We start from the raw sequence: 9,638 nt of genomic DNA on the forward strand, positions 1-9,638 counted from the left end.
TTGCGACCTATCCGAACAACAAGTTCGATGTCTTTCAGTCCGGCGCGACTGCCCCGCGCATGGGCAAGGGCCATCTCCTCATCCCCTATAACACGGCATCAGCGGGCGATGTTGGTGCGCTCAACTACAACACATCGACGGGCAGGTTTACCGGCAACACCACGGCAGGCGGTGCGCGAAACTTCCTGCAGACGCCAGCGCAGGAGAATATTGACGCCAGCGGCTTCGCGATCCTGAACATCCAGCGCTTGTTCCTGCAGACCGGCAATGGCGATCCAGGTTCGCCCGCAGCGGGGTCACAGCTTCAATTCGTCGATAGCGCGGACGGCAACCTCTATCTGCGTACTTCGGGCGGGGTGAAGCGCATGATCCAGCGGGCAGCGGCAATCCAGACCGTCACCGGTTCACGCGGTGGCAACGCGGCGCTTGCTTCCCTGCTCACTGCCCTCGCGGTCGAGGGGATCATCGTGGACGGGACGACCGCGTGAGCTGGCTAGATCGGCCTTGTACGCTGGACGTGGCCATCAACCTCGTTCAGCCCATCCCTGTAGCCGCGGCTATACCCGACCATGGCGCAAAGCACCGCGACGGGAATCACCAGAAAGGTGGTGAGATAGCTGATTCCGGCGAGCGATACGACGCCGGCAATGGCGAGTGCTGTTTTCATTTCAGTCCTCGGTTCATGTTCGTGAAAAACAGGGCGAGCAGCGGCGCCAACACGATCAGCCCGATAATGAGAGACAGCAGCAACTGCTTGCGCGCGCGATTTCGATGGTTTCCCATCATCCCACCCAGAACAAGGCGGCAAACAGCACGACGTTCACTGAAACGATGCGGAGCGCGAACAGGCGCTGGTTCGCGTATATCCACTTATCCATCGTGTAACCTCTCCCCCCACGGCGCCTCCATGCCCCACAATCGAAGCGCCCGCAACCCCCTCAAAGGAAACAACATGCAGGCTCCAGCATGAAGCTCGAACATGCGAGCAAGCACGCCGATGTGCGCTCGCGGGCGAGAGGGCTGCCGTCCACGGGGGCTTGGAATTGAACCATGAACACCATCACACATGAGGGGCGCGTAATGCCGGACATAGACTATTTGGGGGCCGACGGGGGGCGTCTGGCTGTATCGTTCGCGGCGGGGTGTGTCGCCGCCTTCACCTTTCTCTGTCTGATCGGGCGCTGGCTCTGGGGGGTCATTGGCAAGGTCAAGGATGACGAAATCTCGCGCCTGAAGGACGCGATGGAAGAAGACCGGGAGCGCTGCACGAGCATGGAAACGCGCCTGGTCCAGCGCATCCAGACCCTTGAGGGCTTTATCCTGTCAATGGCGCCGGGGAATCTCAGGCAGGATTTCCAGCGGGTGATCTCGGAACAGCGGATCGAAGAAGACCTGCAGCATGGAAAGGTGGCGCCATGACCTTCTCCAAGCGCATCTTCTTCGACGAGGTCAGGGGCGGCATTCTCGGCCCGACGCTCGATCCGGGCGAGGTCGACGGCTGCGACCGTATCATCGATGCCTTCGCCGAGGGCTCGCTTGCCCAGTGCGCCTATGCGCTGGCGACGGCCTATCACGAAACCGCCGGCACGATGCAGCCGATCAAAGAATATGGCAGCGCGAACTATTTCAGGCGCCGCTATGACATTCAGGGCGAGAATCCGGCTCTGGCGCGTCGGCTCGGCAACACCGTCCCCGGCGATGGCGTGAACTTCGCGGGGCGCGGTTACGTCCAGCTCACCGGGCGCACCAACTACGCCAAGGCGCATCAGAAGCTCGGGGTTCCCCTGATCGGCAATCCTGATCTCGCCATGCAAGCCGAGGTTGCGGCGCTCATCATGCGCGACGGCATGAACGAGGGCTGGTTCACCACCAAGCGGCTCAGCGACTATCTCCCGATTGCGGGGCTCGGCGGCCGGGCGCAGTTCAAGCAGGCGCGCCGGATCATCAACGGCATGGATCGCGCGGACATGATCGCGGGCTATGCGCTGCGGTTTCAGGATGCACTCGCCAAAGGGGGCTGGTGATGACCGAGCGCCACAGCATCATCGCATTCTGCTCCACGCTGGTTGCCATCCTCTATCTGGTGACGATCGCGGCGGTGCTCGCCTTCTATGAGAAATACACGGAAGCGCTTGGGCTTGGCGGTGCGGCGACCGGGCTGATCGGCGTGCTCGGCACGTTCCGCCCTCGGGCATCCGTCTCGCAGGCCGCGGCGAATCAAGGAGCAAGCGAATGATCGAAGACGCCGAACTGCGCGACAGGCTTCTGTGGTGGGGCTTCGTCGTGCTGCTCGCTGTGATCCTTGGACTGGCCGCCTATGGAGCTTGGGAAATCATCACATAAAGGAACCTTTATATGAAACACGTAGCACTCGTTATCGCCGCAGCCCTGATGCTGCCATCCTGCGCCACAATGGGGACTGACGCCCCGGCGCCGCTCGCTCAGACGGTTATCGACGAAAAGGGCGTCAGGCTGTCCTTCCTCGCCCTCGATGGCCTCGCCACCGCCTCCAAGGCGCTTGTGGCGTCTGGCGTGATCAAGCCTGGCAGTCCGCGCGCGCTTGCCATTGCTGGCGGCCTCGAAAAGACGCTGGCGTTCCTGCAGGCGGCATCGACCGCACAGAAGGCCGGCAACACCGCCGACTACGCCGTGGCGATGAACCACGCCCTGACATCCTATGAGCAGGTGAAAGTCGCGCTCGCTCTTTGAAAGGAATCGACATGACCGATTTTTCCAGACTGGTGACAGGCATCCTCGCCGTGGCTGAGAAAGTCGCCCCGATGGTGTTCCCGCAGGCCGGTGTCGCGATCGAGGTGGGCAAGGCGCTGGCCGATCTCTTCGATGAGGCAAAGGCGACTGTGGCCGCTGATCCTGACGAAGTTGCGCGCCTTGAAGCAGGACGTGAGGCATTCGAGGCGCGGGTCGCTGCAAATGTCGGCGGGGCGGCGGACGCGCTTCGGGGTCACTAAGCAGAACGGCGGCAACCGAAGTCACCGCCGTTCGCTCAAGCGCTTCACACGCCCGATGATGCTGTCACCATCGCCCGCGGCGGTCAACGCCATTTCCTACAGCGCCCGTAAAGCGCATCCTCTCCCCATGTCCGACGAGTCGAACGCCTGCCACGCTGCCGCCTTCCACCTCCTACGCTCCCTGGGAAAGCACAAGGACGACAAGGGCTCTGAAGCAGTAGAGCAATCCCTTCGGGTGGCATTAGCGCTCAAAGGGGCTCGCGAGATGGGGCGGTACTGGGTGCTGGATCGGGAGACGGGCAAGCTGGTTCGCGGCTAAAGGTCCAAATTCTTGGCCTCGATCTCTGCCAACAGCGCCTCAGCTTCCTCGCCTTCACCATCGGTCGCGAGATAGGCTGCGATCAGTTCGTCATCGGTGAGGGTGGTGGGGTTGGTCATACAGCGACATGTCTCCCTTCGCCGCGTTCGTTCATAACGAGGTGGATCTCGTCCCAAAGATACTCGAAGCGGCCTGAGTTGTCGTCCCACATATACTTAAGCTACGCGGTCGTAAGCCCACGGACACGCGCAAGGCAATGCTCGTCGCACGGTATATTGGGAATGAGTTGGATGATCTCTGCGGCCATCACCCCTCTCCCTTCCGAGCGCGTATGGCATAGCGCCACGGCATGTCTCTTCCGAAATAGCTGAGGGCACATTTCCACGCGCCCGATCCGACGATCAGCGGCCTGATCCTTCCGTCCTTCTCAGTGATTTCGACGCGCTCGCCATAATTCGGGCATTGCTGGCTATGGCGAACCCAAGGATTTTCGATCTTCTCCAACGCCTCCCGCAAGCGCGCTATCTCCCGTGTTTGGGCTTCGATGACCTCTTCTGCGCACTCGATCGCATCATCAATGTCATCGTTGCTGCGCTTGCTGTTGGGCTGCGAGCGGAGGTAGCGCAGCCTCCCCACCAGCCCGTCAGCGTCCTCCCCCTTGGATTCACCCCGCTGAATAGCATCTTCGATCAGCTTGCGAGTGCGTTCCGCAGATTCTTCAGCCCATCGCTGCCGGTCTGCTTCTGACGGGCCGAGGGGTGTGTTGCTCCAATCGCTCATTCCCCCTCCCCCTTGGGTTCAAGCGCAAGGATGGCGTCGGCTAAAGCTTCGTAATCGAACGGGCGTGCGAGTTCGACAGCCCAGTAAATGTCACCAGATGCATCCTCAATGATCCGCGCTATCTGCTCTCTGCGTGTGGTCATGACTTGGCGCTCTCCATAAAGGACATTCTGAATTTCAGGATTTGGGACTTGATCCGCAGCGCTTCTGCCGCATCCGTGTCAATATCCTCGTCAGCCAGTATCTCGGCCCATGTTGTGAGCGTTTCCTCCGCCTGAATAAGAATAGCCTCGTCTGGAAGCTTGTGGCTCATTCCTCCTGCTCCTTGCTCTTGAGGGCGCGGTCGTCCATCTGCTCGCGCGTCTCGAATTGCGGATGGCCGAGCCGCAGCTGCCACTCTTTCTCCCAATGTCGCAGGTTGAAGCTGTCGAACTGAATGTCGCGGCGGCAGTCATCGCAATACCATCGATCCATGCCGTGGTTGAACCAGTTGGCAGGCTCGGCCTGACACGACTGCCGGTTGCAGGCGCCGCCCTCGTGCCCCTTGTTGGGCTTGCAGGGCGCATCGAGCGGGAGGTCTCCGAATGCCATTATGCCTTCTCCTGCTTGAGGGCGCGGCGAAGGATGATTTCCAGTTCCTCCACCGTAACTTTCAGCAAGTCAGGCTCATCGTCCGCATGGTCGTCGGGAAGCTCGCACACGTCCTGAATGATTTGCGCAATCACGCTGTCGCGCTCATCGGCCTTGGGTGACGATTGCAGTTCGCGGAGTTCGTGCGCCAAGTTTCGTATCGTTTCAGCGGGGCTTGTCCCGAGCCATCCAGCTTCATCACGAGCCAGCATGGCCTCTTCAAACTCACGCCTGTAATCAACCGGCTCATCATCCTTGGGCATGAAGGCATCGAGCGCGTAACGAGCCTTAAGCGCCCCATGCACGCGAAATTCGACGTGGCTCATGTCCTGATTGTCAGCGTGATAGTCGATCCATTCGAGCGCTTCCCGCACCTCATCGGCCTTGGGTGCTGGCTCGGATGCGAGCATTTCGAGCAATTCTTTGACTTCCGGCAACAACCGCACATATTCCAGCTCGCGTTCGCGTAAGTCGCCAAGCTGTTCAACGAGTTCCCGGAGCCGATCCCCACTCGACGCTGGCGGCTGTGCGAGGGCGGTTCTAAGGCCGGAGCATTCATTGGGTGAGCGACATTCCTGCGCTCGCTCGCAATGAGTCGACGGGCAATGCTTCCACGTTCCGAGCGCGTTCAACGTTTCCACGGCCCGCTCTGTGCACCATTTCTGGCAGGACGATCCGGGGTAGTCGTTGCCAACGGTCAGTAAATCTGATGCCGCTTTTGCCAGCGCCTGTTTGATCGGGTCGGTTGTCATGGCTTCACCTCTGTCAGATATTCGCTTTCGGCCCTACGCGGTCTCGGATCGCGATATTTGTGGATTTTACACACCTGCTGCGGAAGCAGGATTGACGGGTGCGCCTTGGGCAGCTTCTCCACGCATACCGGGCAGGGCACGCCGAACTTGGCTCTCGCCTTCCTGCGTTCCTCGCGAATGTCTCGGCACATGTCACCATAGTCGCTCATCCCTCAGTCCTTCTGCTGCGGTGGGGTTGGGGTCGGCATCCAGTGGGTGGGCCAGCCAATTTCCCCGTGAATGTCCTCTTGGCCGTCGATCTGCCAAGGCTCATCACTCAGGCCCGACCAGCTTGCGGTAACAGGGTAAATTACATCGCCACCCGCGACCAAGACGGTCTCCTGTGTTGGCGCGCTCTCTATCGGTTGCCAATCCTCGACAGCGGGGCGGGAGATGGCGGCTTCCTCAATAACATCAAGACAATTGATTGCTGCCGTTCGATCAACCTCGCATTTAAACGAGGCAATGCCGATGAAATGCCGGAGGTTCCTGCGGGCCACGTCGACTAATCTGTCATCCCCCGCGCTTGCTATGGGCTGGGAGAGGGCGGGACGACGGTTCCATGCGGCGAGGGTAAAGAACCTGTCCGTAAGACAGCAGTGCCTGTCATATGGTGGATGGTGAATGATTGGCGTTGTCGGGCTAGGGGCGTGTTCAACGGCATTCCCGCAGAAGGGGCACGAAGCCAGCGCCTCGGCCTGTGTGGTGGGGTGGGTCATGACTTTCCTTTCAGGTGATCGCCGCGTTCGATGGCGTCTGCCAGTTCGCAGCACAGCAATTGCCCGTCGCGCTTGAATGGATCTCCGAAGAACGCGAGAATTGACGGCGTGACGAACTCACCGGCCAGATGGCGCAACCATGCCACGATTGCCTCTCGCTCATCCTGCTCTACGGGCAGGGAGGGTTTATTGGTCATGCGAATTCACCCTGATTTGCGGCCAACGGGTCGTGCACAGTCTTTGCTGAGGCGTCGTATTGTGAGAACGGAACAGTCTTCCAGAATCTGCCATTCGCCCAGCGCTGCACCTGTTTCAGCAGCCGTTCGGTCCAGTCGTGACGGACCCAAGGCTCTTTGTGCAGCGCGTTCAGCTTCATGATCGGCTGAACGTAGGGCTCTCCGCCCCAATCGATGACACGCTGAATGCGCTCCATGCTCTCCGCGAACGGCTCGTGACCGATCATCACATAGGCCTGGATCTTGCGCTGGCCGACGCCGCGCTGACGCAGCATTCCGATGACTCGCTGCACGTCGTCAGTCTCGTGCGATTCATCCAGACCAAAGCGCCAAGGCCCGCGGTTGATCGGGCGCCAGCGTTCGAACACCTCTTCATCGAATGTTTTTGGCTCGAATCCACTGTTTGCGTCGAGAAGCGGGACGCCTGCGGCGACGTAGCGATCGACAATGTGTTGCTGATAGTCGGCTGGGAGCGCGGACAGATTGTTGTCGGTGAGCACCGGGCGCGGCGTGAAGTCAGGCAGCAGTGTGAAGGTCTTTCCCTCCATTGCTGGCACGATGCAGAAGAAGCACCCGACCGGACATCCTTCGCTTGCCTTAGTCGCCATCGGGTTGTGGCGGGCCAATGCATCGGGGATGCTTCCGCCTATCTCTGCAACGTCAGCCAAGTAGTGCTTGCGAGTGAACACGCCGGGGCCTCCGGCGCGGACCTTGTAGCCCTGCGCCTTATACCAGCACGCGCGCGAATAGGCCTCGTCGAGCTTCCACGTGAACGCGATCGACAGATAGGCCGTGTCTTCATCGGTCCATTCGGCGAGCCCGTTTGACCATGCGCCAAGCGAAAAGCGCCTTGCTGCATCACTTTGCATCGGTCTTTTCCTTGTTGAGGGTGGAGAGGCGCTGATTGGCCAAAAACATCGCGCGCTTCGTGATCCGCGCGTCGGTCTGCCGGCGCTGAAGCTCGGCCTTGATAATCTTGGGGTCGGCGTAAAATTCGTCCCCGATGCGCGAGAACCATTCCGAGCCCCCGCCCAGATGGTCAACGATGACCTTGCTCAGATCACGCAGCCGCTGCTCCAGAGCCGCCTCCACGAGACGTTCTCTGGTGGTCATTCCTCACTCCATTCGCGATCATCGATAACGGCCTCAGACCAAGGCATGACCCCAGCAGCCATCAATTCAGCGCGGATTTCCGGCGTGTCTGGGATATATTTGTAGGCGTAGCTGTCACCGAGCCCGCCGCCCCATGTCTGCTTTTGAAGGCGTTCGCGAAGTTCGTCATTGCCTTCGAAACACAAGCCTGTCGTACTTCCGTAGTCGTGCACAGTTTCCCGGAAGAAAGCGCCGCTCCTCCACAGCTTTTCGCGCAGGACTGACTTCGGGTCGACCTTCGTGATCTTGCCTGATTTCCGTTCTCTCCAGACCATGTTTCCATTGCGATTTATGACATCGAGCACAGTTTTGCGGGGCAGTCCGGATGTGCCTGCCACTTCGGCAATGCTGGTCGAATCCTTAAAGGCGAGCAGCGCCCGCAAGGTGTTGAGCACTGGAGTTTCTTTCCCAGTCATCAAAACAACTCCCCCTGTACCTTGCATTGCTGTGCCCTGCGGCGTGCGTTCGCTGCCCATTGCAGGAGCGTGCGGGCGAAATCCGGTTGCCTGTCCCGGCGAGCCTGTGCCTCACGGAGATAGACCCGGGCGCAGTGCAGATTCATGGCGCGGTCGGACATCATTCCTCCTCCTGAGAGGGGGAAGGGGTGGCTGTCCACTCCACGAATATTCCTTCCAGCTCGCGCGCCAGTTCGATCCGCGCAGCGTCGGGCAGTTGCTCTGCGATGGCAGCGGCGAGCCCTTCACCGCGGCCGAGGTCGTAAAGAAGTTCGGTGTGGTCGAACGTCTCGCAGGCACGCTCAAGGCGCGCTTTGAGGTGCAGGGCGCAGTCACCGGAGGGAAACCACGCCCGCACCTTCCAAGTGTGCCCGTGCAGCACGCCATCTGCGCCACGATGGGCAGCGCAGATGTGTGTCGAGACGCCAGTTTTAATCATGCTGCGCCGGATAGCTTGCGGGGTCCGCGAGCGCGTCGCGAAGGTCCGAAGCCATCTGCGGGTTGTCGGACTGCACGCTATCGGCATAGGCGTTGATTGCCGCGAGTGCGTGCGGGTCAGAGCCCGAATAATCCAGCACCAGATACCGGGCTTCGGGCCGGATCGGTTTGCCGTCCGTGCGTGTGACGCGGAATCGATCTTCGAACCCGCCTTGGTTGTAACGACTGCTCATGCTGCTTTCCTTCCAGTGTATCGGCGTAGGCCCGTCGCCCCCGCCACTTGTCGCCCCACATTTCGTCCATGGGGGAATCGTACCGCCACCCGTTCTGAGCGAGGCTCGTACTGTCGGCGCTGGCGAAACGGGTAGTCGCGAGCGACCGCGACACCTCGCATCATGTGAATTGGGGGCCAGCGGTTGCCGAACAGAGAGGCAACTTCGTCCATGCGGCGACGATAGGCATCACAGCCCACGGCCTCCTGCTCAGGTCGGATTTTCTTCGTTGCAGGATCAAACTCGCCGACCCATCCAAGGCACACGCGGCTATAGCGTTCGCAGAGCCGGGCCAATCGCTCGATTGGGCCATCCATGTGCCACAGCGGCGCCCCACGCTGACCGAAAGGCCATTCCCTCAACAGTGCGTCGTTGAGCTGGGACGGTGCTCCGGGCGCATCCGGGATCACGGCCCACCGGCCCGGATGAAACAGGCGTGGTTCCAACCACTGGTAGAACGGCGTCCAATCCTCACGGATGAACCATTCTTCACCCCTCTTAAGCGCGGCCTGCCATTCGGAATATGCCCCGTTGTCGAGCATGATCCACGGCGCGACGGCTTCGACCGCTTTCACGTGATCGGGTCGATAGAAACTGACGCAGACCGCGCGACCGGGCAGCACTGCCTCAAGCGCGGCACGGGGCGTCATCGGCGTGCCGTGATAGATGACCGCGCCCACCTCCCCACCGGTCTCAGACATGGGGATGACTCCCGGTGAGGCGGGCTTGGTTCCGACTGGTTCCGAATCTAGCCCATGTTCCGCCGATGTTCCGCGTTTCGGCGGCCTCGAAATGGCCGTTTTTCGCGGTTTTCTGCAGATCGGCGTACAATGGCATTGTAGAGGTCAGGGGTTCGATCCCCCTCGGCTCCACCATC

At 60.6% G+C, this 9,638-nt stretch carries 23 protein-coding genes; 6 read left to right on the plus strand and 17 right to left on the minus strand.

All coding sequences use genetic code 11. The annotated features are described in order from the left end of the window. Window positions 1-488 (plus strand): hypothetical protein (locus AC3WJD_RS20895; protein WP_492748688.1); only part of this gene is annotated, 488 nt, incomplete at its 5' end. Between the two features lie 5 nt (window positions 489-493). Here the strand turns inward: AC3WJD_RS20895 and AC3WJD_RS20900 are convergent. Both AC3WJD_RS20900 and AC3WJD_RS20905 read right to left on the minus strand, forming a co-directional pair. After that, window positions 494-667 (minus strand): hypothetical protein, encoded by a 174-nt coding sequence (locus AC3WJD_RS20900; protein WP_492748689.1) that lies wholly within the window; start codon window positions 665-667, stop codon window positions 494-496. After that, a complete protein-coding gene (locus AC3WJD_RS20905; protein WP_492748690.1) occupies window positions 664-870 on the minus strand; it encodes a hypothetical protein in 207 nt (68 codons plus the stop codon). Before AC3WJD_RS20905 ends, AC3WJD_RS20900 begins: the two co-directional genes overlap by 4 nt. 180 nt (window positions 871-1,050) lie before the next feature. On the opposite strand from AC3WJD_RS20905, the gene AC3WJD_RS20910 reads away from it, so the two are divergent. From AC3WJD_RS20910 to AC3WJD_RS20930, 5 genes are all read left to right on the plus strand, one after another. Continuing rightward, entirely contained in the window at window positions 1,051-1,419 is a 369-nt protein-coding gene (locus AC3WJD_RS20910) for a hypothetical protein (protein ID WP_492748691.1), read from the plus strand. Continuing rightward, complete coding sequence (locus AC3WJD_RS20915) at window positions 1,416-2,024, plus strand: glycoside hydrolase family 19 protein (RefSeq protein ID WP_492748692.1); 609 nt, start codon at window positions 1,416-1,418, stop codon at window positions 2,022-2,024. Before AC3WJD_RS20910 ends, AC3WJD_RS20915 begins: the two co-directional genes overlap by 4 nt. Continuing rightward, the gene (locus AC3WJD_RS20920) at window positions 2,024-2,236 is read left to right on the plus strand and encodes a hypothetical protein (protein WP_492748693.1); all 213 of its coding nucleotides are present in this window, start codon (window positions 2,024-2,026) and stop codon (window positions 2,234-2,236) included. Before AC3WJD_RS20915 ends, AC3WJD_RS20920 begins: the two co-directional genes overlap by 1 nt. A gap of 119 nt (window positions 2,237-2,355) precedes the next feature. After that, a complete protein-coding gene (locus AC3WJD_RS20925) occupies window positions 2,356-2,709 on the plus strand; it encodes a hypothetical protein (protein ID WP_492748694.1) in 354 nt (117 codons plus the stop codon). 11 nt (window positions 2,710-2,720) lie between these two features. Beyond that, on the plus strand, window positions 2,721-2,969 hold the full coding sequence (locus tag AC3WJD_RS20930; protein WP_492748695.1) for a hypothetical protein: 249 nt from the start codon (window positions 2,721-2,723) through the stop codon (window positions 2,967-2,969). A 315-nt stretch (window positions 2,970-3,284) separates the two neighbouring features. Here AC3WJD_RS20930 and AC3WJD_RS20935 read toward each other — a convergent pair whose 3' ends face one another. The 15 genes from AC3WJD_RS20935 to AC3WJD_RS21005 form a co-directional block, all read right to left on the minus strand. Next, window positions 3,285-3,407 carry a hypothetical protein gene (locus AC3WJD_RS20935; protein ID WP_492748696.1) on the minus strand — a complete coding sequence of 41 codons (123 nt, stop codon included), beginning with the start codon at window positions 3,405-3,407 and terminating at the stop codon, window positions 3,285-3,287. Window positions 3,408-3,594: 187 nt separating this feature from the next. After that, complete coding sequence (locus AC3WJD_RS20940) at window positions 3,595-4,068, minus strand: hypothetical protein (protein ID WP_492748697.1); 474 nt, start codon at window positions 4,066-4,068, stop codon at window positions 3,595-3,597. After that, complete coding sequence (locus AC3WJD_RS20945; protein WP_492748698.1) at window positions 4,065-4,211, minus strand: hypothetical protein; 147 nt, start codon at window positions 4,209-4,211, stop codon at window positions 4,065-4,067. The genes AC3WJD_RS20940 and AC3WJD_RS20945 overlap by 4 nt, the downstream gene beginning before the upstream one ends. Continuing rightward, on the minus strand, window positions 4,208-4,381 hold the full coding sequence (locus AC3WJD_RS20950; RefSeq protein ID WP_492748699.1) for a hypothetical protein: 174 nt from the start codon (window positions 4,379-4,381) through the stop codon (window positions 4,208-4,210). The genes AC3WJD_RS20945 and AC3WJD_RS20950 overlap by 4 nt, the downstream gene beginning before the upstream one ends. Continuing rightward, window positions 4,378-4,659 (minus strand): hypothetical protein, encoded by a 282-nt coding sequence (locus AC3WJD_RS20955; protein WP_492748700.1) that lies wholly within the window; start codon window positions 4,657-4,659, stop codon window positions 4,378-4,380. The genes AC3WJD_RS20950 and AC3WJD_RS20955 overlap by 4 nt, the downstream gene beginning before the upstream one ends. Beyond that, on the minus strand, window positions 4,659-5,450 hold the full coding sequence (locus AC3WJD_RS20960) for a hypothetical protein (protein WP_492748701.1): 792 nt from the start codon (window positions 5,448-5,450) through the stop codon (window positions 4,659-4,661). The genes AC3WJD_RS20955 and AC3WJD_RS20960 overlap by 1 nt, the downstream gene beginning before the upstream one ends. Before the next feature lie 212 nt (window positions 5,451-5,662). Next, a complete protein-coding gene (locus AC3WJD_RS20965) occupies window positions 5,663-6,208 on the minus strand; it encodes a hypothetical protein (protein WP_492748702.1) in 546 nt (181 codons plus the stop codon). Further along, entirely contained in the window at window positions 6,205-6,405 is a 201-nt protein-coding gene (locus AC3WJD_RS20970) for a hypothetical protein (protein WP_492748703.1), read from the minus strand. The genes AC3WJD_RS20965 and AC3WJD_RS20970 overlap by 4 nt, the downstream gene beginning before the upstream one ends. Beyond that, window positions 6,402-7,313 carry a radical SAM protein gene (locus AC3WJD_RS20975; RefSeq protein WP_492748704.1) on the minus strand — a complete coding sequence of 304 codons (912 nt, stop codon included), beginning with the start codon at window positions 7,311-7,313 and terminating at the stop codon, window positions 6,402-6,404. The genes AC3WJD_RS20970 and AC3WJD_RS20975 overlap by 4 nt, the downstream gene beginning before the upstream one ends. Beyond that, window positions 7,303-7,557, minus strand: a complete 255-nt coding sequence (locus tag AC3WJD_RS20980) for a hypothetical protein (RefSeq protein WP_492748705.1) — start codon at window positions 7,555-7,557, stop codon at window positions 7,303-7,305. Before AC3WJD_RS20980 ends, AC3WJD_RS20975 begins: the two co-directional genes overlap by 11 nt. Beyond that, window positions 7,554-8,072, minus strand: a complete 519-nt coding sequence (locus AC3WJD_RS20985; RefSeq protein ID WP_492748706.1) for a hypothetical protein — start codon at window positions 8,070-8,072, stop codon at window positions 7,554-7,556. The genes AC3WJD_RS20980 and AC3WJD_RS20985 overlap by 4 nt, the downstream gene beginning before the upstream one ends. A 100-nt stretch (window positions 8,073-8,172) precedes the next feature. Beyond that, window positions 8,173-8,433, minus strand: coding sequence for a hypothetical protein (locus AC3WJD_RS20990; RefSeq protein WP_492748707.1), 261 nt, complete (start codon window positions 8,431-8,433; stop codon window positions 8,173-8,175). 49 nt (window positions 8,434-8,482) lie between these two features. Beyond that, window positions 8,483-8,722, minus strand: coding sequence for a hypothetical protein (locus AC3WJD_RS20995; protein ID WP_492748708.1), 240 nt, complete (start codon window positions 8,720-8,722; stop codon window positions 8,483-8,485). Continuing rightward, complete coding sequence (locus AC3WJD_RS21000) at window positions 8,719-9,462, minus strand: hypothetical protein (protein WP_492748709.1); 744 nt, start codon at window positions 9,460-9,462, stop codon at window positions 8,719-8,721. Before AC3WJD_RS21000 ends, AC3WJD_RS20995 begins: the two co-directional genes overlap by 4 nt. Beyond that, window positions 9,455-9,638: hypothetical protein (locus AC3WJD_RS21005; protein ID WP_492748710.1), on the minus strand; the 184-nt coding region annotated here is incomplete at its 5' end. The genes AC3WJD_RS21005 and AC3WJD_RS21000, both read right to left, overlap by 8 nt.

The organism is Sphingobium sp. FW306-1B-F04DB, from assembly GCF_058781925.1.